At 63.5% G+C, this 25,462-nt stretch carries 24 protein-coding genes and 1 tRNA gene; 17 read left to right on the top strand and 8 right to left on the bottom strand.

Annotated elements, in window-relative coordinates:
* Positions 1-37: 37 nt before the first annotated feature.
* Genes cmk through aroA form a run of 3 tightly spaced genes read right to left on the bottom strand, consistent with a single transcriptional unit; the run spans position 38 to position 2,637 of the window.
* The gene (gene cmk, locus CK226_RS12775; protein ID WP_095771612.1) at positions 38-682 is read right to left on the bottom strand and encodes a (d)CMP kinase; all 645 of its coding nucleotides are present in this window, start codon (positions 680-682) and stop codon (positions 38-40) included.
* Between the two features lie 33 nt (positions 683-715).
* Entirely contained in the window at positions 716-1,219 is a 504-nt protein-coding gene (locus tag CK226_RS12770; protein WP_095771613.1) for a hypothetical protein, read from the bottom strand.
* 59 nt (positions 1,220-1,278) lie between these two features.
* Positions 1,279-2,637: a 3-phosphoshikimate 1-carboxyvinyltransferase gene (aroA, locus tag CK226_RS12765; protein WP_095792041.1), complete on the bottom strand. Its 1,359-nt coding sequence runs from the start codon at positions 2,635-2,637 to the stop codon at positions 1,279-1,281.
* Between the two features lie 206 nt (positions 2,638-2,843).
* Here aroA and CK226_RS12760 point away from each other — a divergent pair, with 206 nt between their 5' ends.
* A complete protein-coding gene (locus CK226_RS12760; RefSeq protein ID WP_095771615.1) occupies positions 2,844-3,230 on the top strand; it encodes a TIGR02300 family protein in 387 nt (128 codons plus the stop codon).
* Positions 3,231-3,401: 171 nt separating this feature from the next.
* Positions 3,402-3,477: transfer RNA gene (locus CK226_RS12755), tRNA-Ala, on the top strand.
* A gap of 392 nt (positions 3,478-3,869) precedes the next feature.
* Here CK226_RS12755 and CK226_RS12750 read toward each other — a convergent pair.
* The gene (locus CK226_RS12750; RefSeq protein WP_179301039.1) at positions 3,870-4,121 is read right to left on the bottom strand and encodes a hypothetical protein; all 252 of its coding nucleotides are present in this window, start codon (positions 4,119-4,121) and stop codon (positions 3,870-3,872) included.
* Positions 4,122-4,608: 487 nt separating this feature from the next.
* Here CK226_RS12750 and ssuD point away from each other — a divergent pair, with 487 nt between their 5' ends.
* The 12 genes from ssuD (at position 4,609) to CK226_RS12690 (ending at position 17,717) form a co-directional block, all read left to right on the top strand.
* Positions 4,609-5,781: an FMNH2-dependent alkanesulfonate monooxygenase gene (ssuD, locus tag CK226_RS12745; RefSeq protein ID WP_095792039.1), complete on the top strand. Its 1,173-nt coding sequence runs from the start codon at positions 4,609-4,611 to the stop codon at positions 5,779-5,781.
* Positions 5,778-7,238 (top strand): FAD/NAD(P)-binding protein, encoded by a 1,461-nt coding sequence (locus CK226_RS12740; protein WP_095792038.1) that lies wholly within the window; start codon positions 5,778-5,780, stop codon positions 7,236-7,238. Before ssuD ends, CK226_RS12740 begins: the two co-directional genes overlap by 4 nt.
* A 165-nt stretch (positions 7,239-7,403) precedes the next feature.
* On the top strand, positions 7,404-8,507 hold the full coding sequence (sfnG, locus tag CK226_RS12735; protein ID WP_095792037.1) for a dimethylsulfone monooxygenase SfnG: 1,104 nt from the start codon (positions 7,404-7,406) through the stop codon (positions 8,505-8,507).
* Between the two features lie 122 nt (positions 8,508-8,629).
* A complete protein-coding gene (locus CK226_RS12730; protein WP_095792036.1) occupies positions 8,630-9,556 on the top strand; it encodes an ABC transporter ATP-binding protein in 927 nt (308 codons plus the stop codon).
* Positions 9,553-10,452, top strand: coding sequence for a branched-chain amino acid ABC transporter permease (locus tag CK226_RS12725; protein WP_095789465.1), 900 nt, complete (start codon positions 9,553-9,555; stop codon positions 10,450-10,452). The genes CK226_RS12730 and CK226_RS12725 overlap by 4 nt, the downstream gene beginning before the upstream one ends.
* 3 nt (positions 10,453-10,455) lie before the next feature.
* The gene (locus tag CK226_RS12720; RefSeq protein WP_095789466.1) at positions 10,456-11,499 is read left to right on the top strand and encodes a branched-chain amino acid ABC transporter permease; all 1,044 of its coding nucleotides are present in this window, start codon (positions 10,456-10,458) and stop codon (positions 11,497-11,499) included.
* Positions 11,500-11,584: 85 nt separating this feature from the next.
* On the top strand, positions 11,585-12,922 hold the full coding sequence (locus CK226_RS12715; protein ID WP_095792035.1) for an ABC transporter substrate-binding protein: 1,338 nt from the start codon (positions 11,585-11,587) through the stop codon (positions 12,920-12,922).
* Between the two features lie 78 nt (positions 12,923-13,000).
* On the top strand, positions 13,001-13,792 hold the full coding sequence (locus CK226_RS12710; protein ID WP_095792034.1) for an ABC transporter ATP-binding protein: 792 nt from the start codon (positions 13,001-13,003) through the stop codon (positions 13,790-13,792).
* A gap of 24 nt (positions 13,793-13,816) precedes the next feature.
* Positions 13,817-15,064: an SfnB family sulfur acquisition oxidoreductase gene (locus CK226_RS12705; protein ID WP_095792033.1), complete on the top strand. Its 1,248-nt coding sequence runs from the start codon at positions 13,817-13,819 to the stop codon at positions 15,062-15,064.
* Between the two features lie 62 nt (positions 15,065-15,126).
* A complete protein-coding gene (gene msuE, locus CK226_RS12700) occupies positions 15,127-15,687 on the top strand; it encodes an FMN reductase (protein ID WP_095792032.1) in 561 nt (186 codons plus the stop codon).
* Between the two features lie 116 nt (positions 15,688-15,803).
* On the top strand, positions 15,804-16,289 hold the full coding sequence (locus CK226_RS12695) for a hypothetical protein (RefSeq protein WP_095792031.1): 486 nt from the start codon (positions 15,804-15,806) through the stop codon (positions 16,287-16,289).
* Positions 16,290-16,505: 216 nt separating this feature from the next.
* Entirely contained in the window at positions 16,506-17,717 is a 1,212-nt protein-coding gene (locus CK226_RS12690; protein ID WP_095792030.1) for an epoxide hydrolase family protein, read from the top strand.
* A gap of 36 nt (positions 17,718-17,753) precedes the next feature.
* Here CK226_RS12690 and CK226_RS12685 read toward each other — a convergent pair whose 3' ends face one another.
* Together CK226_RS12685 and CK226_RS12680 are read right to left on the bottom strand one after the other, a co-directional pair.
* Positions 17,754-18,428, bottom strand: a complete 675-nt coding sequence (locus CK226_RS12685; RefSeq protein WP_095792170.1) for a helix-turn-helix domain-containing protein — start codon at positions 18,426-18,428, stop codon at positions 17,754-17,756.
* A 149-nt stretch (positions 18,429-18,577) separates the two neighbouring features.
* Complete coding sequence (locus CK226_RS12680; RefSeq protein WP_179296377.1) at positions 18,578-19,237, bottom strand: TetR/AcrR family transcriptional regulator; 660 nt, start codon at positions 19,235-19,237, stop codon at positions 18,578-18,580.
* A 240-nt stretch (positions 19,238-19,477) separates the two neighbouring features.
* Here CK226_RS12680 and CK226_RS12675 point away from each other — a divergent pair, with 240 nt between their 5' ends.
* From CK226_RS12675 to CK226_RS12665, 3 genes are all read left to right on the top strand, one after another.
* Positions 19,478-20,917: an aldehyde dehydrogenase family protein gene (locus CK226_RS12675; RefSeq protein WP_095792029.1), complete on the top strand. Its 1,440-nt coding sequence runs from the start codon at positions 19,478-19,480 to the stop codon at positions 20,915-20,917.
* Between the two features lie 54 nt (positions 20,918-20,971).
* Positions 20,972-21,547, top strand: a complete 576-nt coding sequence (locus tag CK226_RS12670) for a DUF1349 domain-containing protein (protein WP_095792028.1) — start codon at positions 20,972-20,974, stop codon at positions 21,545-21,547.
* Positions 21,548-21,611: 64 nt separating this feature from the next.
* Entirely contained in the window at positions 21,612-22,604 is a 993-nt protein-coding gene (locus CK226_RS12665; protein WP_095789496.1) for a hypothetical protein, read from the top strand.
* Here CK226_RS12665 and CK226_RS12660 read toward each other — a convergent pair.
* Positions 22,587-24,161, bottom strand: a complete 1,575-nt coding sequence (locus CK226_RS12660; protein ID WP_095792027.1) for a glycosyltransferase — start codon at positions 24,159-24,161, stop codon at positions 22,587-22,589. The two genes, CK226_RS12665 and CK226_RS12660, sit on opposite strands and share 18 nt — an antisense overlap.
* A complete protein-coding gene (locus tag CK226_RS12655; protein ID WP_095792026.1) occupies positions 24,158-25,381 on the bottom strand; it encodes a glycosyltransferase family 4 protein in 1,224 nt (407 codons plus the stop codon). The genes CK226_RS12660 and CK226_RS12655 overlap by 4 nt, the downstream gene beginning before the upstream one ends.
* Positions 25,382-25,462: the final 81 nt, after the last annotated feature.

Genomic DNA, 25,462 nt, shown 5'->3' with positions numbered 1-25,462 from the left:
GCGCTTCCGGCAACGGAAACGCGGGAGAAAACCCGGATCAGGCCTTGTTTCTCCTGGCCAGCGCGTCGTCAACGATCGCCATGGCCGCGAGAAACGCGGCTTCTATAGCCATTTCGCTGGTATCAAGCAAGTGCGCGTCGGCGGCAGGCTTCAGCGGCGAGTCGGCACGGCCCATGTCGCGCTCGTCGCGGCGCACGATGTCGGCGAGGATTTCGGCGAAATTGGCGGTGCCGCCGATGCTTTCGATCTCGGCCAGCCGACGCTTGGCCCGCACCTCGGCGCTTGCCGTCACATAGAGTTTGATGTCGGCGTCGGGGCAGACGACCGTGCCGATGTCGCGCCCGTCCAGCACCGCGCCCGGCGGCGTCCTGGCGAAGGCACGCTGCTTTTCCACGAGAATGCGCCGCACGGTCGGATACACCGCAACTTTCGAGGCGGCCTCGCCGATGGCATGCGCCGACAGCACCGCCCGGTCGAGCTTGGCCATATCGACCTGGCGGGCCGCGGTTTCCGCCGCCGAGACATTGTCGAGCGGCAATGCGTGCTGGATGAGCGCGTAGGCAACGGCACGATAGGTGAGGCCGGTGTCGAGCAGGTTCAGCCGGTAATGGTCGGCGAGACGGCGGGCGAGGGTGCCTTTTCCGGCGCCGGCGGGGCCGTCTATGGCGATGGTAAAGGGCAATTCGCTACCTCGAAGACTCAATGCTCGTAAGTGCTAGGGTCGAAACTGGAAACCCGCATCTTTCAGCTTCAGAGCCTCATTTCCAGCGTAGAAGCCACTATGCAGATGATTTAGATTTTTCCGGACTAGGCGTAGCAGTGAGTCGCCTATCTTGTTGAACGTCGCATGCTTCTCTACCAATTGCCCAAGATCGTCGACGTAGCGCGCTTGAAAATAAAATCGACCCTGAAAAATTGAACTGCCTTCGATCCGGCACGGGTTGTACTGCACGACTGGTGAGCGGCCGAGGTCAGGATCATACGTGTCATTATGTTTGTTGTGATCCCAAACAATTTCCCCGCTAAGTGCCTTGGGGACGAGATGAAAACGCTCGACCTTGTGGTCTGGATGAATTCGTTCAAGTCTCTCCTTCATCAAAAGCTCCGGGGCCGACGAATGGCTGTTGAGCACCGCGAACGAACCCTTTGAAAGGACGATGGACTCAAGATCAGTTTGGTCTTTGACCGACAACCAGAAATTGACCTGCCTGCCCATCATTGTAGCGATTCCTACGCTGCGCTCTCAGAGGCGAAATTGCATGTCGTCGACGCAGGGAATCAGCTGATCTCCGCGCCCAGCCCCGTCATCAGCCCCATGAACTCCGGAAAGCTCGTCGCGATCATCGCCTGGTCGTCGATGGTGACAGGCTTTTCCGTTGCCAGCCCCATCACCAGAAAACTCATGGCGATGCGGTGGTCGAGATGCGTCTTCACGGTCGTATCCAGGCCGTTGGGATGGCCGCCCAGCCCCTTGCCACCCGGCTTGCCGCGAACAGCAAGGGAAGCCTCGCCTTCGGTGCAGTCGACGCCGTTGAGCTTCAGCCCGTTGGCGACGGCCGACAGCCGGTCGGACTCCTTCACCCGCAATTCTTCCAACCCCTGCATCAGCGTTTCGCCCTCGGCGAAGCTGGCGGCGACGGCCAGCACCGGGTACTCGTCGATCATCGACGGTGCCCGCTCGGGCGGAACGGTGACGCCCTTTAGCTCGGAATAACGCACGCGCAGATCGGCGACATCCTCGCCGCCGGCATTGCGCGGGTTCAAGATGTCGATCTTGCCGCCCATTTCCTGCAGCGTCAGCAGCAAGCCGGTGCGGGTCGGGTTCATCAGCACGTTTTCGATCACGATGTCCGAACCCGGCACGATCAGCGCGGCGACGAGCGGGAAGCCGGCAGAGGACGGGTCGCCGGGCACGGCGATCGTCTGGCCGGTCAGTCTGCCCTGACCCTCGATGAAGATGTGGCGCACGCCGCGCTCGTCGGTCTCGACCGAAAGATTGGCGCCGAAGCCTTTGAGCATCTTTTCGGTGTGGTCACGCGTCATCACCGGCTCGATGACGGTGGTGATGCCGGGCGTGTTGAGGCCGGCAAGCAGCACCGCCGACTTCACCTGTGCCGAGGCCATCGGCACGCGGTAGGTGATCGGGGCGGCGTGCTTGGGGCCATGCAGCGTGATCGGCATGCGGTCGCCGGGCGTCGCCTTCAGCACCTGCACGCCCATCTGGCGCAGCGGCTCCAGCACGCGGCCCATCGGCCGGCCCGACAGCGAGGCGTCGCCGATGAAGGTGGTTTCCATGTCATAGGTGCCGACGAGGCCCATGGTGAGCCGCGAGCCGGTGCCGGCATTGCCGAAGTCGAGCGGGCCTTCCGGCTGCAGCAGCGCACCGTTGCCGGTGCCGCGGATCACCCATTCGGCGCCGCGCTTCTCGATATGCGCGCCCATCGCTTTCATGGCCGCGCCCGTGCGCATCACGTCCTCGCCCTCGAGCAGGCCGGTGATGCGGGTTTCGCCGGAGGCGAGGCCGCCGAACATGAAGGAGCGATGCGAGATCGACTTGTCGCCCGGCACACGCGCGGTGCCGGAAAGGGCTTGAGATTTGCGGGCGGTGGCCGGCTTGGCAGCGGCGGCGTGAGACATGGAATTTCCCTGGACGGAATGCCGGCGGGCCGGCGCTTTTCATTTGTTGCGGCGGTCTCGTATCACGGCGAGGCGAAATGGTCATCCCCATGGTCGTCACTTGCCGCGAGGCCTTTCAGGACTTGGTTTTGTGACGCCGGCTTTTGGCTTTGACAGCGCCGCAAACAGTGGTTAAGGGGACCACTCTTTTATTGACGAGGCTTGCCGTGGCAAAAACCGAACTTGGCACAAAGCGTATCGATCCTGAGACGGGTCGAAAATTCTACGACCTGAACAAGGACCCGATCGTCTCGCCCTACACCGGCAAGACCTATCCGCGTTCCTATTTCGAGGAAGGCAAGATCGCCGCCCTCGAGGAGGAAGAGGAAGTGGCCGAGAAGGAAGTGGACGCCGAGGACGAAGAGGGCGTTGAAGTCGTCTCGCTCGAAGAGGCCGACGACGACGCCAAGGGCGACGATCTGCCCGATCTCGGCGATGACGAGGACGTCGACCTCGGCGACGACGAGGATGATACTTTCCTTGCCGACGAAGAGGAAGAAGACGACGACGTTGCCGACATGATCGGCGTCGGCGACGACGACGACGAGGTCTGACAGGCCTAGACGCAAGCGTTTGCAGGCTTTCTCGGCCTGTGAACAAAAAGCCGCTCTTCAAGGCTTGATATCTGAGAAAGGCGGGGTTAGAAGCCGCCTGCACTAACGGCGCGGTGTTCCAACCCGCGCTGATCTCTTCGCCGGAAACGGCGCCGGCTGACTGCCGGGAGTGGGGCCATAGCTCAGTTGGGAGAGCGCTTGAATGGCATTCAAGAGGTCGTCGGTTCGATTCCGATTGGCTCCACCAAACAGTCTTCCAATGTTTTCAGGTTATTTGCCGTTTGCGTATCCGAGGCTGACATTCGGAAACCTGCCGGGCACGGCCAGGAGCGTTTTCGACCCGGAGACCAGGTTTGCGAGCGGGACTGACAGGAAAAAGCGGGAAAGCCGCGGCCGAGCCTCAAGTTTCACCAGCACCGCAAGCCTTTAGGACTACTCTTGGTAGGGAAGCTTCACTTCGTCGTGCAAACCTGCGGCAAGCAAGCGCCGTCTACGGTCGGGATCGTTCGACAGAGCTTGGGAATGGCGCAAGCAGATGACGGCCAAACGGCTTTGGCGCTTGACGGGCGCTGGCCACTCCATCACTTCGCCCGTAGGCGGCGTCATGCTCACAGTAGGTTGCGGCCGGCCTGTCGGTCATCATCGGCCCGATGAGACGCTACCGTCTCGACGGATGGGCTGATGAGCAGTATCCGGTTTTGTGTCGGTGCTTTTCGTCGAGCGCTTGTAGAAAAGCCCAAATGCCAGCAGGAAATATCCAACCTGCAGCATCATCAGTGTGAGGACGGTCCAAGCGAGCGCTTTGGCGACAGATCCAGTTTCTATGCCGGCCCAGATCGCCACTACGGCCGACGTGGCGAACATCCCCACCAAGAATTGCGGAAAATACATGGCTGCCCGCCCCCCGTTGTTGATAGCCCGCCGCTCCATTCGCGAAGCGGCGGGGCCCCCCATCTGCCCCCCGATTGCTGGGTGAGAGATGTCGCCGGCATTGCCGACTGTGCAATGACGGTGCCAGACACGGTGACCCATTAAGGGACACCTATGCCGACGATGCAAGGCCGGATAGCTGATTCACATTACCTGTGGCTAATATGACACCTAGGAGTCGGAAGGATCGCCAAACAGTGTTCTCCAATTCGCCAGGGCCTGACGCCAGCGAGCTGCCGAGGATCAGGCGCGGCTTCGATCGAACGAAGAGAATTTCCAATTTCAACGGCGGATTTGGAATAAACTAACTCTACAGAGTTTATAGAATAAGCAAAGTGCGGACAATCTGTTTTCCCGGACAGGACTCCGCCATGCCCGCCTCTCTGCGTCCGCTCTCAACCCCGCCAGGCACAGACCGCCATTGCCGCCGGCTCGCGGGAGGCAGGCAATGACCCGCGACATTCCGGACCGCATCAAGGTCCTCTGGTTCCTGCCGACGCATGGCGACAGCCGTTATCTCGGCACCGCCGCGGGCAGCCGGTCGGTCGATCTGCCCTATCTGACGCAAGTGGCGGAGGCCGCCGACACGCTGGGTTACTACGGCGTGCTGCTGCCGACCGGCCGGTCGTGCGAGGATTCCTGGGTGATCGCCTCGGCGCTGGTGCCGCTGACCGAGCGGCTGCGTTTCCTGGTCGCCGTGCGGCCGGGCCTGCAATCGCCGACGCTCGCCGCGCGCATGACGGCGACGCTCGACCGCATCTCCAATGGCCGCCTGCTGATCAATGTCGTAACGGGCGGCGATCCGCTTGAGAACAAGGGCGACGGCATTTTCCTGTCGCATGCCGAGCGCTACGAGGTGACGCAGGAATTCCTGCGGATCTACAAGCGCGTGCTGAGCGGTGAGACGGTCGAGCACCAGGGCAAGCATTTCCACATCGAGGACGGCAGGCTGCTGTTCCCGCCGGTGCAGACGCCCTATCCGCCGCTCTATTTCGGCGGCTCGTCCGATGCCGGGTCGACGGTTGCGGCGCAGGAGATCGACAAATATCTGACCTGGGGCGAACCGCCCGCCGATGTCGAGCGCAAGCTGGACGCCGTGCGAGAACTGGCCGAGAAGGCCGGCCGCAAGCTTTCCTTCGGCATTCGCCTGCATGTCATCGCGCGGGAAACCACCGAGGAGGCCTGGGCCGCCGCCGACCGGCTGATCAGCCGCCTCGACGACGCGACGATCGCTTCGGCCCAGACAGTCTTTGCCCGCATGGATTCGGTCGGCCAGGCGCGGATGAGCGCGCTGCATGGCGGCGACCGCGCCAAGCTCGAGATCGCGCCCAATCTGTGGGCCGGTGTCGGCCTGGTGCGCGGCGGCGCGGGGACAGCCCTGGTCGGCGACCCCGACACCATCGCCGAGCGCATCGACGAATATCGCCGCCTCGGCATCGACACCTTCATCCTGTCCGGCTACCCGCATCTGGAGGAAGCCTATCGTTTTGGCGAACTGGTGCTGCCGAAATTGCCGACCGATCATCCGGTCAAAGCCGCCGGCTCATCCGTCAACACCGGCCCGTTCGGCGAGACCATCGCCGGCGACCACCGGCCGAAGTCGCTCGCCAGCGCCTCGTGAACGCGCTGCCTCCGGCCCGCCGACTGCGCGTCGCCATCATCGGCGGCGGCTTTTCCGGCGCGGCGTTGGCCTGGCATCTTGCGCGGGCGCATCGGCCGGAGCGCCTGTCGATCTCGGTGATCGAGCCACGCCCAGCGCTCGGCGGCGGTCTGGCCTATTCCAGCGAAGAGCCGGCGCACCGGGTCAATGTGCCGGCCGTCAGAATGAGCATGGCTCCCGACGACCCGCAGCATTTTGCCCGCTGGTTGGCCGGCTCCGGCGAACTCGAACGTGACGCGGACGCGATCTGGAAGAATGACGACGCCTATCCGCGCCGGCGTGTGTTCGGCCGCTATGTCGCCGAGCACCTCGCGCCCTGTCTGGCTTCAGGCGCGGTCCGTCATGTCGGCGGTCTCGCCACCGGCGTGACACGCAAAGCCAATGGCGCGGGCTGGACCGTGCAAACCTCCGCCGGACCTGTCATCGCCGACATTGCGGTCCTCGCCGCGACGCATCCTGCCCCCGCAATCCCGGCAGCGCTTGCTTGCCTGGCCGAAGCGCCGGGTTTTGTCGCCGATCCCTACGCAGCGTCGGCACTTGCCAGGATCGAGCCGGACGCTTCCGTGCTGATCGTCGGCTCCGGGCTGACCTCGGCCGACATGGTCGCAGAGCTCGATCGCCGCGGCCATCGCGGCCGTATCCTGGCGCTGTCGCGCCGCGGACTGCGCTCGCGCGGCCATCCTGATGTCCGGGGCGAACCTTTCGGAGATTTCGCATCGGCGCCGGCCACATCGGCGCTCGGTCTGCTTCGCGACATTCGCGCGACGCTGGCGGCGGCGCGCCAGGCCAATGTCAACTGGCAGTCCGTCTTCGACCAGCTGCGCCTGCAGGGGCCGGTTCTGTGGGCCGCCCTTGCTCCATCGGAACGGGCAAGGTTGGTCCGCCAACTGCGTGTGTTCTGGGACGTGCATCGCTTCAGGATCGCCCCCCAAATTGCTTCCGTCCTTGACCGCCGCCAGGCTGCCGGCACGTTCGACACCATTGCCGCCAGGCTTGTCGCGTCGAACGACGAGGGCGAGAACCTCGCGGTCAGCTTTCAGCGGCGCGGCCAGACACGGATCGAGACGGCGCGCTTCGATGCCGTCATCAACACGACAGGGCCTGCCCATGGGCAGGCGCTTCAGCTCAATCCGGCGCTGCGCTCCCTGGCCGAGACCGGATTGATCAGGGTCGACGCCTACGGACTCGGCATCGAGACAAATCTCGACAGCCTCGCCATCGGCTGGGATGGCGAGGCGGTCGCCGGGCTCTTCGTCGCCGGGCCGCTGGCGCGGGGCACCTTTGGTGAACTCATGGGCCTGCCAGAGGTCGCCCGCCATGCCCAGATGGTCGCGACCGAGATCGCAAGGCTGGTCGACAGGTTTCCGTCCGTCGAGGCGGTTGGCGCCAATGCCAGCGACGTTGCGGCCGCCCGCTGACAGGCCGAAGCCGGCCTGGCCGGCCAAAATTGGTATTTCCGTCCCAAGCGGCCGCCAAAAACGGAAAATCCTACTTTGTATATATAATCAGTAGACATAATAAATATCGGCGAGATCCGGCCACGCCGGACCGATCAACGACACGGCCTGAAAGGGAGACAGTTCATGGCACACGCAGCAACCGACGCGGTCAAATTCGCCTATTGGGTGCCGAATGTTTCGGGCGGCCTGGTGATTTCCAACATCGAGCAGCGCACCAACCATTCGGCCGAATACAACTGCAAGCTGGCGCAGATTGCCGAGAAGGTCGGCTTCGACTATGCGCTGAGCCAGATCCGTTTCACCGCCGGCTACGGCGCCGACGAACAGCATGAATCGGTTGCCTTCAGCCATCATCTGCTGGCCGCCACCAAGACGCTGAAGGTGATCGCCGCGATCCTGCCCGGGCCGTGGAATCCGGCGCTGGCTGCCAAGCAACTCGCCACCATCAGCTACTTGACCAATGGCCGCGTCGCCATCAACCTCGTCTCCGGCTGGTTCCGTGGCGAGTTCCATGCCATCGGCGAGCATTGGCTCGACCATGACGAGCGCTACCGCCGTTCGGAAGAATTCATCCGCGCCTTGCGTGGAATATGGACACAGGACAGCTTCACCTTCCGCGGCGATTTCTACCGCTTCAACGAATATTCACTGAAGCCGAAGCCGCCGCAGCCTTTGCCGGAAATCTTCCAGGGCGGCTCGTCGCGTGCCGCGCGCGACATGGTCTCGCGTGTCTCGGACTGGTACTTCACCAACGGCAACACGCCCGCCGAAATCGCCAGGCAGGTGGATGACATCAGGGCCAAGGCGAAGGCCAACGACCATTCGGTCAAGGTTGGCGTCAACGCCTTCGCCATCGTCCGCGAGACGGAGGACGAGGCCAAGGCGGTGCTCGCCGAAATCATCGCCAAGGCCAACCCCGAAGCGGTCAACGCCTTCGGCCACGAGGTCAAGAATGCCGGCAAGGCCTCGCCGGAAGGCGAGGGCAACTGGGCAAAATCCTCCTTCGACGATCTGGTCCAGTACAATGACGGCTTCCGTTCGAACCTGATCGGCACGCCAAGGCAGGTCGCCGAGCGCATCGTCGATCTCAAGCGCGCCGGCGCCGATCTCATCCTGCTCGGCTTCCTGCACTTCCAGGAAGAGGTCGAGTATTTCGGCAAGCATGTCATCCCCCTCGTCCGCGAACTGGAAAATGCCGAGCAGGCTGCATCGCTGGCAGCGGAATAACCCTTTTCAAAAAGCAGGCCGGTCAGTCCGGCCTGCACACCAATGAAGGTTCCCAAGCGCGCTCGATCGATCGGGCGGCGATGAGGATTCGTGCGCCTGTGAAGCAATCGAGGACGATTGGAATGCCCTTGGCCAGTTACGCCCTTGGAATGATGGACGCGTCGGTCTATGCGCCGGAAGTCTTTGCGCGCGGCCTGCCGTTAACGCCCCAGTCGTCCGTCGTCGGCGTCGTGCCGACAGGGTCGATCGCGGATGCCGCCGCTCCGTTGCTCGTCCTGCAGGGCATCGGCCTGTCGTTCGGCGGCGTAGTCGCGCTGGCCGATATCGAGCTGTCGGTGCGCCCCGGCGAGATCCGCGCCATCATCGGCCCCAACGGCGCCGGCAAGAGCTCGCTGATCAACGTCATCAGCGGCGTCTACCGGCCGGATAGAGGCCATGTCCTGCTCGATGGCATCCGCTATGATCAGGTGCCGACACAGCGGCTGGCGCATCTCGGTGTTGCCAGGACGTTTCAGAACCTTGCTCTGTTCAAGGGCCTCAGCGTCCTCGACAATGTCGCCTCCGGCCTCGCCTACAAGGTCCGCTCCAATTTTGCCGGGCAGGTGCTCGGCATCGGCCGCTCGCCTGGCGAGCAGCGCGACTCCCTGAGCCGCGCCGACCACATCCTCGAATTCCTCGATCTCACCGCGGTCCGCGATCGTCTCGCCGGCACGCTGCCTTACGGGCTGCAGAAGCGGGTGGAACTGGCCCGCGCCTTGGTCGCTGAGCCGCGCCTGCTTCTGCTCGACGAACCGATGGCCGGCATGACCGCAAGCGAGAAAAGCGAGATGGCAAGTTTCGTGCGCGCCGCGCGCGACCGCTTCGCCACCACGGTCGTGCTGATCGAGCATGATGTCGGCGTCGTCATGGGCCTGTCCGACCGCATCGCCGTTCTCGACTACGGCCGCAAGATCGCCGACGCCACGCCTGACGAGGTCAGGAACGACCAGCGCGTCATTGATGCCTATCTCGGCGTCGCCTCCGACAATGAGGACGGGGCTGGCATATGATCGCCGATTTCGACTACCAGTTCTTCATCGAAGTGCTCGTCGGCGGCCTGCTCTCCGGCGTCATGTACTCGCTGGTCGCGATCGGCTTCGTGCTGATCTACAAGACATCAGGCGTGCTGAATTTCGCGCAAGGCGCGCTGCTGTTGTTCGCGGCGCTGACCTTCGTCAGCCTGGTTGAGCGCGGTGTTCCCTTCGCCTTGGCGCTGGCGGCCACCTTCGCCATCATGGTGGCCATCGGCGTCGCCATCGAGCGCACCGTGCTGCGGCCGCTCACCAACAAGCCGCCGATCACGCTGTTCATGGCGACGCTCGGCCTGTCCTACATCATCGAGGGTGCCGCCCAGCTGATCTGGGGCACGCAGGTCCACGGCCTCGACCTCGGCATCGAGGATGTGCCGCTGGAAGTCGGTGGCGTGCTGATCAGCCAGTTCGACATCTTCGCCGCGTTGGTCGCCGCCGGCATGGTTCTGCTGCTGTCGCTGTTCTTCCGCTATACCCGCATCGGCCTCTCCTTCCGCGCCGTCGCCGACGACCAGTTCGCCGCCCTGGCGGTCGGCCTCAGGCTGCCGCTGATCTGGGCAACCGTCTGGGCCGCCGCCGGCCTGGTCGCGCTGGTTGCGGGGTTGCTCTGGGGCGCCCGCCTCGGCGTGCAGTTCTCCCTGTCTCTGGTGGTGCTCAAGGCGCTGCCGGTGCTGGTGCTTGGCGGCTTCGATTCTATCCTCGGCGCCATCGTCGGCGGCCTCTTGATCGGCGCCAGCGAGAAGCTCGCCGAGGTCTATATCGGCGACTATTTCGGCGGCGGCATCGAGAGCTGGTTCGCCTATGTCGTGGCGCTCGCCTTCCTGCTGATCCGTCCCTCGGGCCTGTTTGGCCAGAAGCTCGTGGAAAGGGTCTGAGCCATGGCCGTGATCACAAGCGATCTCACCTCCGCCGCACCGGTGCTGCCGAAATGGATCGCGCCCGTCCTGCTGCTCGCCTTCGCCTATGGCGTCGTGCCGCTGATCGGCTCGAGCTATCTGTTCGAGGCCATCCTGCTGCCGTTCCTGGCGCTCGGCCTTGCCGGCGTCGGGCTGAACATCCTCACCGGCTATGCCGGCCAGGTCTCGCTGGGCAGCGCCGCCTTCATGGCGACGGGCGCCTTCGCCGCCTATAATTTCAACCTGAGGGTCGAAGGCCTGCCACTGATCGGCAGCATTGTCCTCGCCGGTATCGTCGCCTCCGCGATTGGCATCGTCTTCGGCCTGCCAAGCCTGCGGCTGAAAGGCTTCTACCTCGCGGTCTCGACGCTCGCCGCGCAGTTCTTCGTGCAATGGGCGCTGACCAAGTTCAGCTGGTTCTCCAACGACTCGGCGTCCGGTGTCATCGACGCGCCGCGGCTGTCTATCGGCGGCGTTGCGTTGGATGGCGCCGTCGGCCGCTATCTCTTCGCGCTGACCATCGTCAGCATACTCACCTTCCTCGCCCACCGTCTGGTCACATCGCAGACCGGGCGCAACTTCATCGCCATCCGCGACAATGAAACCGCCGCCCGCATCATCGGCATCCCGGTGCTGAAGACCAAGCTGCTGGCCTTCGCCATCTCGTCCTTCATCATCGGCGTTGCCGGCGTCATCTGGGCCTTCGCCTATCTGCGGACCGTCGAGCCGGACGGCTTCGATCTCGACCGCTCGTTCCAGATCCTGTTCATCATCATCATAGGCGGCCTGGCCTCGATCCGTGGCGCCTTCTTCGGCGCCGCCCTGATCGTCGTCTTTCCGCTTGGCTTGTCGCGTCTCGGCGGCTTCCTGCTCGGCGATGTCTTCGACTCGGGCGTCCTCGACATGAGCCAGCGCATCGTGCTCGGCGCTCTCATCATCCTGTTTCTGATCCTCGAACCGGACGGGCTGGTGGCCCTGTGGGACAGGGTCCGAAGACGGCTCCTGCTCGCCTGGCAGTCGACATGAGCCTGCGGGGCAACCCGCATCGAACTGAATCGGAAAATGAACCAGAGGCCGAACCAAGACGGCCCATACCGGGAGTATCTCGACCATGACTTTCCTCAGCACAATCAAGGCGGCGGCGCTGTCCGCGGCGATGATCGTGTCGGTGGCCTTGCCATCGGCCCACGCCGACGAACAATACTTTCCGCTGCAGAGCTATCGCGTCGGTCCCTACGCGGCCGGCGGCACCGGCTTCTTCGGCGGCTTCATCGATTATCTCAACCTCATCAACATCCGCGACGGCGGCGTCAACGGCGTCAAGCTGACCTGGGACGAATGCGAAACCCGGTACGAGGTCGAGCGCGGCGTCGAATGCTATGAGCGGCAGAAGAGCCATGCCGGCGCCGCCGCCTGGAATCCGCTTTCGGTCGGCATCGCCTATGCCATGATCGACCGCATCACGGCCGACAAGGTGCCGCTGATCACCGTCAACCACGGCCGCACCGATTCCACCGACGGCCGCGTTTTCCCTTACGTCTTCCCGCTACTGCTCAACCCCTATAGCGAGACGTCCGGAATCGTGAACTACATCGCCGCAAAGGAAGGCGGCATCGACAAGCTCAAGGGCAAGAAGATCGCCGTGCTCTATCACGGCTCGCCTTACGGCAAGGAAACCATCCCGATCTACGAACTGCTGGCGCAGAAATACGGCTTCACCGTCCAGCAGATCGAAGTGCCGCATCCCGGCAACGAGCAGCAGTCGCAGTGGCTGACCATCCGCCGCGCCAAGCCCGACTTTGTCGTGCTGCGCGGCTGGGGCGTGATGAACCCGGTGGCGCTGAAGACGGCGGTCAAGGTCGGCTATCCCGTCGACCACATCGTCGGCAATGTCTGGTCGAATTCGGAAGAGGACGTCATCCCGGCCGGCGATGCCGCCAAGGGTTACACCGCCATCACCACCCAGGCCTCCGGCAACACCTATCCGGTGGTGCAGGAGATCGTGAAGACGGTCTACGGCGCCGGCAAGGGCAATCTGGAAGACAAGTCGCGCATCGGCTCGGTCTACCACAATCTCGGCATCGTCAACGGCATCCTCAATGTCGAGGCGATCCGCGTCGCGCAGGAGAAGTTCGGCCACCGCACGCTGACCGGCGACGAAGTCCGTTGGGGCTTCGAACATCTCAAGCTCGACCCGGCCAAGGTCGAGGCGCTTGGCGCCAAGGACCTGTTCCACTCGATCAACGTCAGCTGGGACAATCACGAGGGCGAGGGCTACGTGACCTTCCAGCAGTGGGACGGCCAGAAGTGGAACGTCGTCTCCGACTGGATCGCGCCGGACTGGGCGCTGCTGCGGCCAATCATCGAGAAGTCGGCCGAGGCCTATGCCGCCGAGAAGGGCATCAAGCTGCGCACCGCCGATGATGCCAACGCCGTGACCACCAACTGATCAGCCACTGCCGGGCGCCACGGACAGCTTCCGCGGCGCCCGCTCCTTACGGTTTTCGAACCGCGGAAGAAGAGCCCCATGCCGGACAATGACGTCATCCTTGCGGTCGACACGATCCATGCCACCTATAACCACGCCATCACGGCGCTGCATGGCGTCAGTTTCGAGATCAGGCGCGGCGAAATCCTGGCGCTGCTCGGCGCCAACGGCGCCGGCAAGACCACCACGCTGAAGGCCGTTTCCAACCTGCTGCCGGCCGAGCGTGGACAGGTCAACGCCGGCACCATCCGCTATGACGGCGCCGATGTCTCACGCCGCAAGCCGGGCAGCCTGGTGCGCGATGGCCTGGTTCCGGTGCTGGAAGGCCGCCACTGCTTCAAGAGCCTCACCGTCGAAGAAAACCTGGTCGCCGGCGGCATCGGCCGCAGCGGCCGCCGCACCGAGATCAGCGCGGATCTTGAGCGGATCTATTCCTATTTTCCCCGGCTGAAGGAAAAGCGCCGGACATTGTCCGGCCTGACCTCGGGCGGCGAACAGCAGATGACCGCGATCGGCCGGGCGCTGATGTCGCGGCCGCGCCTGTTGGTCCTCGACGAACCGTCGATGGGGCTCGCCCCGCTCATCGTCCAGGACATCTTTCAGACGCTGAGGAAACTGAACCGCGAGAGCGGCCTGTCGATCCTGGTCGCCGAGCAGAACTCCGCTGTCGCGCTGCGCTATGCCGACCACGCCACGGTGCTCGAAAACGGCGTCTCTGTTCTCGCCGGCGCGGCCGCCGATCTTCGCCAGCGCGAGGATGTCCGCGCCTTCTATCTCGGCCAACAACCGTCGCCGGCTGCGAAGCCAACCCGTCTCCATGCCGTTGCCTGAAACGAAATCTCGAGGAGCAGCAATATGACCGTCTCTACCGTCAAGACAGACCACGCCTCCGCCGCCGTGCCGCCGGTCGCAAGGCCGTCGGCGCCGGCCCACATCATCCGGGATGATGCCGAAGCGATCGCGGTCGCCCGCGCCCTCGCCGCCGAATTCGTCAAGGACTCCTCCCGGCGCGACCGCGAGCGGATCTGGCCGGTCGCCGAACTCGACGCCTTCTCGCAGAGCGGCCTGTGGTCGATCAACGTACCCAAGGCATTCGGCGGACCGGAGGTGTCTTATGCGACGCTGGCCAAGGTGATCGAGATCATCTCGGCTGCGGATTCCTCGATCGGCCAGATCGCCCAGAACCATCTCGGCGTCGTCGCTGCGATCCGCACCGTTTCCGACGCGGACCAGCAGAAGCTGCTGTTCGCCGAGGTGCTGAAAGGCACGCGGTTCGGCAACGCCTTTTCCGAGTTCGGTTCCAAGCGCGCCGCCGATTTCGAGACCCGTTTCACCGATGCCGGCGACCATGTCGTCGTCAACGGCCGCAAATTCTATTCCTCCGGCGCGTTGCTTGCCCATCTGGTGCCGATCGTGGCGCTCGATGACGAGGGCCGCGCCTGGTATGCGATTGCCGACCGGGCAGCGCCAGGCCTGACCGTCATCGACGACTGGTCGAGCTTCGGCCAGCGCACGACCTTGTCCGGCACCGTCATCATCGACAACGTCAAGGTGCCGAAGACTTTTCTGGTGCCCGGCTACAAGGGCTACGACAGACCGACCGCCGACGGCGCCATCTTCCAGATCATCCAGGTGGCGGTCGACACCGGCATCGCCCAGGCAGCCATCGACGAAACGGTTCACTTCGTCAGGACCAGAAGCCGCGCCTGGATCGACAGCGGCGTCGACAATGCCTGGGACGACCCCTACACCATCCAGGCGGTCGGCGACCTGACATTGCGCCTGCACGCTGCGCAGGCACTGCTCGAAAAAGCGGGCCTGGCGATCGACAAGGCGGTGGCCGAGCCGACCGCCGAAACGGTGGCGCATGCGCAGATCGTCACGGCGGAAGCAAAAATCCTGTCGACCGAGATCGCCATTGCCGCCACCAACAGTCTGTTCGAACTGGCCGGCACCCGCTCGACGCTGGCCGAGCACAATCTCGACAGGCATTGGCGCAATGCCCGCACCCACACGCTGCACGATCCGGTACGCTGGAAGTACTCGATTCTCGGCAAATATTTCCTCAATGGCGAAAACCCGCCGCTGCACGCCTGGAGCTGATTTCCCTCGGCGGGCCATGTGGCCCGCCATTTCCAACTTCGACATCCGAGAGGCCCACTGCCATGTCAAACCCCACAGTCGTCGGTTTTTCCGGCAACATCACCCGGCCGTCAAAGACGCGCTCCTTCGTCGAATTGGTCACCAGGGACATCGCCGCGCGCCATGGCCTGTCGGCTGTCACCTACGATGTCGAGGATCTCGGTCCATCGCTCGGCAGCGCACGGTGGGCGCGCGACCTCGACAGCCAGGCGCAGCCGATCCTGGCGCAGATCCTCGCCGCTGATGCGCTGGTGGTCGGTTCGCCGACCTACAAGGGCAGCTATACCGGCCTGTTCAAGCACTTCTTCGACCTGATCGACCCGGCAGCACTCCGCGGAAAGCCCGTCCTGTTGACAGCGACCGGTGGCGGCGAGCGCCATGCCTTGATCGTCGAGCATCAGCTGCGGCCGCTGTTCGGTTTCTTCGAGGCCTTTGCCTTGCCGACAGCCGTCTATGCCACCGACAAGGATTTCACCGACGGCGTGCTGCGCTCCGAGGCGATCCTGAAGCGCGCGGCGCAGGCGGTGGATGAGGTCGGCTTCGTGCTGGCCAATCGCTCGACAGGCAGGGTCGCCGCCGAATAGCGGCCCGACAGCGGATTTCACCGATTGAAATCGGCACCGGTGGTGCCGTCGCTTACGTGCAATTTACGACCGCCCGCTACAAAGTTCCTGTCTGATTCGTCCGGGACAGGAACACCATGAGCAAAGCCCTCACGACCTTCGCACTCGTTGCCGTGCTGACCGCCCTGCTCATGGCGCTGAGCCTGGCGGTGGCCCGTCACGGCTATCCCTATGGCGCGATCGGCGTCAGGCGGCTCGACGGCATCGCCGATGCCGGAACCTTCATTCCGCTCGCCGCCGTCTTCTTCTTCAGCGCGCTGTTGATGATGATCCTGCCGATCCGCGCGGCCAGCATCGTCCTTACCCATGCGGCCGACGCGATCTTCTGGACGGTGATCGCGCTGTTTGCCACCATCGTCGGCGGCCTTCTCGCCCGATGGGCCTTCGGCCAGGGCAGCGCTCTCCTGGCCTTGCTGAACTGGCGGTTCCTGTTTGCCGTCGCCATCGTCGGCTGTCACTTCGTCATGAACGAACTGCGCCGCAACGTGCTGTTGCGCAGCCTGTTCTTCGTGGTCTTCGCCGCCGCGACGCTCGCCTGCCTGTTCTGGTCGTTCACCCTCTAGAAAAGCGGAATATTCGTCAGCCTCCATCCTCTGTTGCCGGGTGGCGGAACGCCGCACCGCATACCGTTTCGTCGTGCATCCCTCATGCCTCAACGGGCGCGAGAATGAGACCTGTCGCGTGCTCGTCTCGTCCGGATGAATTGCGCAAATTTACAATCCGCGCTGCCGCCGTTCCCATACTTTGGCTCCATCGAAAAAGAACAAGGAGCTGCGAGAATGAACCGCCGCGAATTTGCCAAAAGCCTCATCGCGGCAGCCCTTCTCGGCGGTCTCGCCGATCGCAGCGCCTTCTCACAGGAGAACACGACAATGGCCAAGCCGACCCCGTTCAAGATTGCCGTTTCCGATGACCAGCTCGCCGATCTCACGACGCGCCTGAGCCACACCCGCTGGCCGGATGAGCCCGCCGGAGCGGGATGGATGACTGGCACAAATCTCGATTACATGAAGAAGCTGACCGACTACTGGCTCCATGACTATGATTGGCGAAAGGCCGAAGCGGGCCTGAACGCATTGCCGAATTACAAGGTCGATATCGAGGGCATCGACCTCCATTTCGTCCATCAGCCGTCGAGAAAGAAGGGCGCGACGGCAATCCTTCTGCTGCATGGCTGGCCGGACAGTTTTTACCGCTATCACAAGGTCGTGGATGCCCTGGCGGAGGAGTTTCACGTCGTCGTGCCGTCCATTCCGGGGACCGGCTTCTCCGGCAGAACGGCTCTGCCCGCCGACAAGGTGGCCGACATTTTTGCAAACCTCATGAATGACATCCTGGGTTACGACAGCTTCATCGTGGCTGGCGGTGACCTGGGGTCGGTAATCGCCATGTCGCTGGCGCAGCGCCACCCGGACAAGCTTATCGGCTCCCACCTGACCGATGTGGGCTACCCGGACCAGACCACGGATTTTGGCGCCCTCAGCGGGCCGGAGCAAGGTTATGCCGGCGCGATCCAGCAATGGTTCTTCATGCACGGCGCCTTTAATCTGGTCCAGGCGACAAAGCCGCAAAGCATCGCCTTCGCCATGAACGATTCGCCCGTCGGACTTGCCGCATGGATCATGAGCTTCATGGCCGGGATGGGGGTCGGCGATGAGGCCGACGCCAGATTTGGTCGCGACGAGCTTTTGACCAACATCATGATCTATTGGCTGACGGAAACGGCGGCCTCGTCCTTCCGCATTTACAATCAGAACGCGATGCAGCAGCCGACCATCAAGGGAAACAACACGGGGGTGCCGGTGGCGGTGGCGACCGAAGTGCCGATCCCGGGCGGCGTTCGCTTGCCGCGCGAATGGGCGGACCGCCAGACCTCGGGAAATGTCGCGCAATTTCACGATATGGAGAAAGCGGGCCATTTCGCCGCGTGGGAAGATCCCGCATTCTATGTCGAAGACATCAAGCAATTCGCCGCACTCGTCACGAAATAGCGCCGTGAATCCGCCGGGCGAAACCTTCGCCCGGCGTCAGATCTTGTGAACCGCATCGAGGTTTGAGGGCAGAGAACCCATGATCCTCTTTATGGATTTGATCATGTGCGGTTGATCCGTATAGCCAAGATCGAAAGCCACGGCTGTGGCACTATGGCCGGCTTTCAAACGCCGAACCGCTTCCTGGGCGCGGCGGATTAACTGGAAATCCTTCTGCGTAATGCCGGTGGTGTTTTTGAAATGCTGTTGCACGGAGCGTTTGGAGGCGGCCTTGGGCTTCTCGGTAAAGGCGCTGGCCACGACGTCGTCGGACGCAAGCAGCCCTGCCGCGATCATCTCGTCGACAAGAGCTTCAGCGTTCAGGAAAGTCGGTAACGGCAGTTCCACGCCATCCAATAGAAATTCGTCCCCTTCTACACCCAGAAAACGGACCGCCGCGCCGGTTCGCACCTCCATGTCGCGCGCAAGATAGACATGGGCGGCAAATGAGATGACAACCGAGTGCTCACCCTCGACATATGGCACGTCGACCGGCTCGGTTGCCTGGCCGCTCAAGAACACCACGGAAATCCCGTCAGGCGCGACGCTGCGGATCAGATCCCACGAACCGTCCGGTGTGGCTTTGTAAATCCCGTCTCTTAAACACACGGTTTGCCAGACAGTGTCGATCCAGGGATGGGGGGATGACCGGCTCGTATGCTTTTGGACCATGATCGGCAATTGCTCCGGCAAAACTGCGAATTCGATTCATGAATGGAGATCATACAGTCGAACCCTTGCGCGATGCTGGCAATGGGGGGTGCGCGCTCTACGGATCGCGTCTGGAAAACTGTCGGGTCAGGGCCGGCCGGCGACTGCGTCTATCGTTTGCCAGAAAGCGTCTTCTCGACGTATCGAGCGAAGTCCTCGACATCTTCCGCCGGAGGCTCCTGGCCGGTGAAGCTGCGCAGATAGGAGGCGACGTGCGCGAGACGGGTGCTCATCGGCTCATTGAGCTCAAGCGAGTAATAGCCGATCTGCATGAAATAGAGGACGCGAGCGCGCACGAAGGCGTCCTCGTCCTCATAGCCATGACGCTTGAACATGTCGCGTATGGCATTGACGCGCTCCTCGTCGGCCTCGTCGAGCGCGCGCCTGATGGTGGGTGAGCGCCGGGCCCAGGCCCTGATCGCGAAGTCCAGCCGGGGATCGAACAGCCTTTCGTCCACCCAGCATTCGAAAATGCTCATCACGCCGCGGATGACGGTCGCGGAAGGCCGCGAGGCGCGCTCGACGATGAACCTTGTGTTGGTCTGCCGCCAATAGTCCAGCAGCTGGTCGAGCAGATCCTGGCGGCTTTTGAAATACCAGTAGAAGCTGGATCGCGAGACATCGAGCTGCTGGCCAAGTGTCAGCACGCGGACGCGTTCGACACCATCCGAGATCAGTGTCTCAAGCGCCAACTTCAGCCAGTCTTCACGCGTGGCCTTGATGTTGCCGGTGGCGCCGGCGCGCTGGATCGTCGTTTCGAGTGCTGCCATCTGTACGACGCATGACACGCCGCATCAGCCAAATCAAGGCTATGGACATAGGTGTGCAGGGCAACTCGCCTGGTCGGAAACAACGCTCCGCGGATACCAGCCGGGCTGGCTGCAACGGCTGGCCCGGGGATTTTTGTCGCGGCTGTTCGACCAGTGCGTGCTTTCCCGCAGGGCATTTGTCTGGCAAATACCAGTTCACACAGATGCCGCCGCGCGGCCAACCAGCAGGAAAGACCAGATATGGCACAGTTTCGAAAGAACCTCATCGATGGCGAATGGGTCGGCGATGCCGGCTCCCGCAACATCAACCCTTCGGACACCGGCGACGTCGTCGGCGAATATGCCTCGGCTGGGGTCGACCAGGCCAAGCAGGCAATCGCGGCGGCCAAGGCGGCGTTTCCTTCATGGTCCCGCTCCGGTCCATTGGCCCGCCATGCGGTGCTGAAAAAGGCATCCGACGAGATCATGGCGCGCAAGGACGAGATCGGCCGCAATCTGGCGCGTGAGGAAGGCAAGACGCTGGCCGAAGGCATTGGCGAGACCATCCGCGCCGCCCAGATATTCGATTTCTTTGCCGGCGAAACATTGCGCCTGACCGGAGAGATGGTGCCGAGCGTGCGGCCGGGCGTCGGCGTCGAGATCACCCGGGAGGCTGTCGGCGTGGTCGGCATCATCACGCCGTGGAATTTCCCCATCGCCATCCCCGCCTGGAAGATCGCGCCGGCACTCGCCCATGGCAACACCATCGTCTTCAAGCCGGCCGAGCTGGTTCCGGAGAGCGCCTGGTCCATCGTCGATATCCTGCACCGCGCCGGCCTGCCCAAGGGAGTGCTCAACCTCGTGATGGGCAAGGGCTCGGTGGTCGGCCAGGCGATGCTGGATAGCCCCGATGTCAACGCCATCACCTTCACCGGTTCGGTCGGCACGGGAAAACGCGTCGCCGCGGCAAGTGTCGAGCATATGCGCAAGTTCCAGCTCGAAATGGGCGGCAAGAACCCGCTGGTCGTGCTCGACGACGCCGATCTCGCGGTCGCCGTCGATTGCGCGCTCAACGGCGCCTTCTTCTCGACCGGCCAGCGCTGCACCGCCTCGTCCAGGCTGATCGTGACCGAAGGTATCCATGACCGTTTCGTCGATGCGCTGAAGGAGCGGATGGGCAAGCTGGTGATCGGTGATGCGCTCGATGCGCAGACCCAGATTGGCCCGGTCGTCGACGCGACCCAGCTGAAGCAGGACGAGGATTATATCGCCATCGGCGTCAGGGAGGGCGCCACGCTCGCCTTCGGCGGCGAACGGCTCGACCGCAAGACGCCCGGCTTCTACCTCAGCCCGGCCCTGCTGACCGAAGCCACCAATGGCATGCGCAGCTCGCGCGAGGAGATTTTCGGCCCAGTCGCCAGCGTCATCCGCGTCAAGGATTTTGACGAGGCGCTTGCCGTCGCCAACGACACGCCTTTCGGGCTCACCTCGGGCATCTGCACCACGAGCCTGAAACATGCCACCCACTTCAAGCGCAATTCGGAGGCCGGCATGGTGATGGTCAACCTGCCGACGGCGGGCGTCGATTTCCATGTTCCCTTCGGCGGCCGCAAGGGCTCGAGCTTCGGCCCGCGCGAACAGGGCCGCTATGCCATGGAGTTCTACACCACGGTAAAGACCGCCTATACATTCGCGGGCTGATCGGGCGCCGGCCTGTCGGGCCGGCGACCTTCACCACGGAACCGGCATGAGGCGATGACATTGCAGGGCCTGACCTGGCTCAACCCGCCGCCGCATCACGCCATCGACGGCGATGCGGTGCGCGTGCGCACCGGCAAGGAGACCGATTTCTGGCGCGAGACCTTCTACGGTTTCTGGCGCGACAACGGCCATTTCCTGCATCGGCCGGTCGAGGGCGATTTCACCGCCGAAGTCACCGTCAAGGGCGACTACAAGGTGCTCTATGACCAGGCCGGACTGATGGTCCGGCTCGGCCAAACGCATTGGATCAAGGCTGGCATCGAATACACCGACGGCCTTGCCTATTTCTCCGTCGTCGTCACCAACGACACATCGGACTGGTCGCTGGTCGCCATTCATGCCGGTCCGAACGGGGTCAGCATCCGTCTGACCCGCCACGGCGAGGCGATCCGCGTCCAGTATCTCGACACTTCGGACGGTCGCTGGAAGCCGGTGCGGCTCGCCTATTTTCCGATCTCGAAGACGGTCGATGTCGGCATGATGTGCTGTTCGCCGCAGCGCGAGGGTTTCGAGGTCACATTCTCCGGATTTTCGGTCGGCCCGCCGATTTCCCGGGAACTCCACGGCTGACGTTCGGGCGGGAACTGGGACATTGCAGGCGCGACGGTGTCTGGGCTAAGCCTTGCCGATGGGCATGTCGCGTTGGCGGGCAAAACTCAAAAAGGCGGTGCGGTCCTGGGCGCTGAGATCTCTCGGCGTTCCGTCCGTGCTGTGGTCGCAAGGCATCGCTTGCTTCTGCGACTTCGCCGGACCCGAGTGGTATCGCAACGCGCCGACCGAATCGACGCAGAGCGAGGCCTTTTTCCGCGACCACTACAGTGGCGCGCACGGCATCGTCTGGGTGCGGCTGAGCACATTGGCCAGGGAGCGGCGAAACTGCGACCTCGATACGTTCACCCGGGTCGTCTTGCCGACCATCAAGGCTCCCTTCATCCTGCTGACGACAGACGGCGATGCCTCGGTGCCGTCGGACCTGGCGAAGGACACCGTCGAGCGGCTTCTCGCCAACCCCTATCTGGTGTCCTGGTACAGCCAGAACTGCGATGGCGTTCATCCCCGGATCAATCCGTTCCCGATCGGGCTGGACCTCCATACGCCACGCTCCCTTGCGACGCCTGCCGGACTGGTGCGGCAACTGCAAACCCTGCGCGGCCGGCAAGGCAATGCGGATCGTCGTCAGCCCAGGATATTCTGTGATTTCAGCGTCAGCAGCGGCTCGAGCGAGCGTCGGGAATTGCTTGATGTCCTGGACGGATGCCCGCATGTCGACTTCCTAAAAAGACGCGTTTCGCAGCGCGGCATCTGGCAGCTGTATTCGCAATATCCGCTCGTGCTTTCGACCACGGGAAACGGCCTCGACTGCCACCGCACATGGGAGCTGCTATATCTCGGGTGCATCGTGGTGACCAAGACCTCGCCGCTCGATCCTCTCTACGAAGGCTTGCCGGTCATCATTGTCGAGGATTGGCACGAGGTCAGGGATCCAGAAGCGCCACAGCGCTGGATCGGCAAGGCCGCGCATCTGACGGACCGGGAATATTTGTGGCGGCGCCTGCGGCCGCAGGCCTATCTGGAACCCCTCAGGCAGGAACTTCGGCAGGCTGCCGCTTCACCAGGGGACGTGTAGGATCTCCAGCTTCGGCAGGCCGACCGGCCGGATGCCGAGATCGTTGGCGAGCACCCCAAAGGCTTCGGTCTCGATCAGGTCGCGGTAGGGAATTTCAGGGAAGCGAAGGCCGCCGCGATGCAGAGCGGCATCGACCAGAAGCATGGTCCCGCCGACCGCATCGAGGCCGATGATGTCGAGATGCCTGACATCGCTCAGGTGATATCGATATGGTGTCTCCCTGGGAGGCTGGTGCAGACCGCCGCGTATCTCGCGGTAATAGCGATAATCCCTGGTCTGCCGTCGGATAACGAAACTGTTGAGGTCGAAGCTGCTGCCGCCGGCGATCTTCACGCAGTTGGGCACAGCGATGCGATGCCGCGTGGCGATCAGCCGGTTCAGCACATCGCCGGGAAAGCGCCAGACGTCGATATCGATCCACAGCGCCCAGTCGTCGTCTTCCTTCAGCCCGTGGTCGATGAGGTAATTTCGCACCTTGGCAATCGCGCCGCGCCTCACGCGTCGCATCCTCGGCTTGGCCCGTTTTGCCCTGTCCAGCCTGGTGCCGACATGTCGTTGCAGCAGCACGATATCGCGATATTTGCCGGCCAGTCCCGCCGTCGCGGCCTGCAGCCGTTCCCAGCTGCCATCCAGGCTGTCGCCTTCGCAGAAGACCAGCTTGAGCCTGTCCTTGGGGTAGTCGAGCCCGTCCAGCGCATCGAGAAAGGGTTGGATGAGGTCGGCGGCGTCGCGAAGCGGCACCAGAACGGCGATGTTCTGGCCTGAAGGCGGCGGCGCCGCCAGAACCGCCTTGTCGACGCCGGCTTTGGCCTCGGCCTCATCCAGATACGCGCCGCGCGTCAGCTGGAACCGGAGCCGATAGGCTTGATTGCGCAGCCTGGTCGTCCATCTCGGTGGCGGCTCCGGGATCCACCATGTGCCGGCCCAGTGATGGATCGAAAGTGCCGCAGTATCGTCGCCGGCCTCACGCTCCATGCTCCCCGCGGACGTCACCGGCGTGAACAGGCCGGAAGGGTGAATGGCCAAGGCTTCCTGATCGCCGTAGCTGCGCTGGGCGGAGGTCAAAAGGCAGGGACCGGTCGCGTCGAGCACGTCCTTGGCGCCGGCGAGCCCGGGCATCATGGCCAGGACATGCATCCAGAACGGATGCCTGGGCGGGCTGGCGATTGTTCCGTTGAACAGAAGATAGGGCAGGCCCCGGAAATCCGCCTGGACGGCCGCATGCGACGCCGGCTCCTTGCACAGCACGACACGGGTCTCATCCATGATGGGATCGAAGGCCGCGACGCATTCGCAGTCGATGTCGGCATAGACCCCGCCAAAATGATGCAGCAGCATGTAGCGGGCCGCATCCGAGCGCTGCACGCCCCTCGTGTAGCCGCAGAACATCGACAGGAAATCAGGGTAGTGCTCGGCCACGAATTCGAGCAGCATCCGGTCGCTCCAGAACATCACCGTCCAGTGCGGATTGTGCCGCTTCCAGCTGTCTGCATATGCCTGGAAGCGCGCGGGAATGGCGTCGCTCTTCCAGGTCTGGTGCAGGATTGCCGGAATCATCCAGCAGCGCCGTTTGGTCCAAGCCCGTCACGAACGGCATCGCGGATCGCTTGCGGGCCGAACCTTGCCCATACCGCCTGATGCGCCCGAAGGCGTTGCCGCGCCCTGCGTTCGGGATCGAGACAGAGTCCGATGGTCATCTCGGCAAGCGTTTCGTCGGATTGAGACAGCAACACCTCGTCATTTTCGACCAGATCCAGGCCTTCGGCCGCGATCGGCGTGGCGATCACCGGCACGCCCGCGGCCATTGCTTCCAGGATCTTGATGCGTGTGCCGCCACCCGCCGTCAGCGGGACGATGGTGAGATGCGCGCTGGACAACAGCGGCGCGACATCCGCGGGATCTTCGATGAGCTCCACACCAGGCAAGCTGGCCAATGCCTGCACTTCCGGTCGCGGGGTGCGTCCCGCCAGGACGAGCCTGGCATCCGGCAGGGCGTTTCGGATACGGGGCAATATGACACTGGCCAGCCGCTGGGCGGCATCGATGTTTGGCGGGTAGGCGAGATGGCCGATGAACACGATCACCGGAAAGCCGTTGTCGGTCGGCGGCTCGGCGGGCAGGCGCGCGCGACTGTCCCCGGGCTGCGGAATTCCGTTCGGAACAACGTCGATCGGGATCTTGTGCCGGGAAAGCGTCATCAGCTTCTGGCGATCGAGGTTCGAGCAGACCCATACCCTGTCGACAAGGGACAGTGCTTTTCTCTCGAGGAACCGGACGCCGAATGCTGCCGCGCTTCGCTTGGCACTGAGACGCCTGATCTGTCCGGCCAGGTCGGACTCGACATTGTGCATGTCGAGAATGAGCTGCTCCGCCAGCGGCCGCAGCGGCCGCAGCAGCTTGAACAGGCCGACCCCCTCGACAATGATGGTGTCAGGGCGGAATTCACGGACGAGTGCTTCAAGCCGGGTCAGCGCGGAACGCGGTATGCGATTCTCCACCCTTGAGCGCCACCAACCGATCGAGGCCGTGCGAGGCTCCCCCTCGATCGACAGGGCCTCGACCCGGATCAATGGATCAGGCGCATTCCTTGCATTGTTCGGCTTCACCGAAACCAGGCACACCGGTCCGAACCTGGCGGCCGCTTCGGCGTTGCGATAGTTTCTCAGATCCGCGCCTGAAGCCGGCGGAAAGCCCGGGTCGTGCGACACGACCAGCGTACGCTTCTGGGTCGCCCGCCCGGGCTGGCAGACAGCTGGTTGCGCGCCTGTGCCGTTCAATGCTGACGCCTGGGGCTTTGTGCCAGGCAGGGGGTCCAATTCGGATGGCATTCAGAACGATTCCGTGACTACAGGCATCAG

It is taken from the genome of Mesorhizobium sp. WSM4311, from assembly GCF_002295115.1.
Classification (GTDB): Bacteria; Pseudomonadota; Alphaproteobacteria; order Rhizobiales; family Rhizobiaceae; genus Mesorhizobium.
This window is presented reverse-complemented; position numbering and strand designations above follow the sequence as displayed.

Coding starts and splice junctions, on each gene's coding strand:
- CK226_RS12770 (WP_095771613.1), bottom strand. CDS start 1,219: ATGATGGGCAGGCAGGTCAATTTCTGGTTGTCGGTCAAAGACCAAACT.
- aroA (WP_095792041.1), bottom strand. CDS start 2,637: ATGTCTCACGCCGCCGCTGCCAAGCCGGCCACCGCCCGCAAATCTCAA.
- CK226_RS12750 (WP_179301039.1), bottom strand. CDS start 4,121: ATGTATTTTCCGCAATTCTTGGTGGGGATGTTCGCCACGTCGGCCGTA.
- ssuD (WP_095792039.1), top strand. CDS start 4,609: ATGACCCGCGACATTCCGGACCGCATCAAGGTCCTCTGGTTCCTGCCG.
- sfnG (WP_095792037.1), top strand. CDS start 7,404: ATGGCACACGCAGCAACCGACGCGGTCAAATTCGCCTATTGGGTGCCG.
- CK226_RS12730 (WP_095792036.1), top strand. CDS start 8,630: ATGCCCTTGGCCAGTTACGCCCTTGGAATGATGGACGCGTCGGTCTAT.
- CK226_RS12725 (WP_095789465.1), top strand. CDS start 9,553: ATGATCGCCGATTTCGACTACCAGTTCTTCATCGAAGTGCTCGTCGGC.
- CK226_RS12720 (WP_095789466.1), top strand. CDS start 10,456: ATGGCCGTGATCACAAGCGATCTCACCTCCGCCGCACCGGTGCTGCCG.
- CK226_RS12715 (WP_095792035.1), top strand. CDS start 11,585: ATGACTTTCCTCAGCACAATCAAGGCGGCGGCGCTGTCCGCGGCGATG.
- CK226_RS12710 (WP_095792034.1), top strand. CDS start 13,001: ATGCCGGACAATGACGTCATCCTTGCGGTCGACACGATCCATGCCACC.
- CK226_RS12705 (WP_095792033.1), top strand. CDS start 13,817: ATGACCGTCTCTACCGTCAAGACAGACCACGCCTCCGCCGCCGTGCCG.
- msuE (WP_095792032.1), top strand. CDS start 15,127: ATGTCAAACCCCACAGTCGTCGGTTTTTCCGGCAACATCACCCGGCCG.
- CK226_RS12695 (WP_095792031.1), top strand. CDS start 15,804: ATGAGCAAAGCCCTCACGACCTTCGCACTCGTTGCCGTGCTGACCGCC.
- CK226_RS12690 (WP_095792030.1), top strand. CDS start 16,506: ATGAACCGCCGCGAATTTGCCAAAAGCCTCATCGCGGCAGCCCTTCTC.
- CK226_RS12685 (WP_095792170.1), bottom strand. CDS start 18,428: ATGGTCCAAAAGCATACGAGCCGGTCATCCCCCCATCCCTGGATCGAC.
- CK226_RS12680 (WP_179296377.1), bottom strand. CDS start 19,237: ATGGCAGCACTCGAAACGACGATCCAGCGCGCCGGCGCCACCGGCAAC.
- CK226_RS12675 (WP_095792029.1), top strand. CDS start 19,478: ATGGCACAGTTTCGAAAGAACCTCATCGATGGCGAATGGGTCGGCGAT.
- CK226_RS12670 (WP_095792028.1), top strand. CDS start 20,972: ATGACATTGCAGGGCCTGACCTGGCTCAACCCGCCGCCGCATCACGCC.
- CK226_RS12665 (WP_095789496.1), top strand. CDS start 21,612: ATGTCGCGTTGGCGGGCAAAACTCAAAAAGGCGGTGCGGTCCTGGGCG.
- CK226_RS12660 (WP_095792027.1), bottom strand. CDS start 24,161: ATGATTCCGGCAATCCTGCACCAGACCTGGAAGAGCGACGCCATTCCC.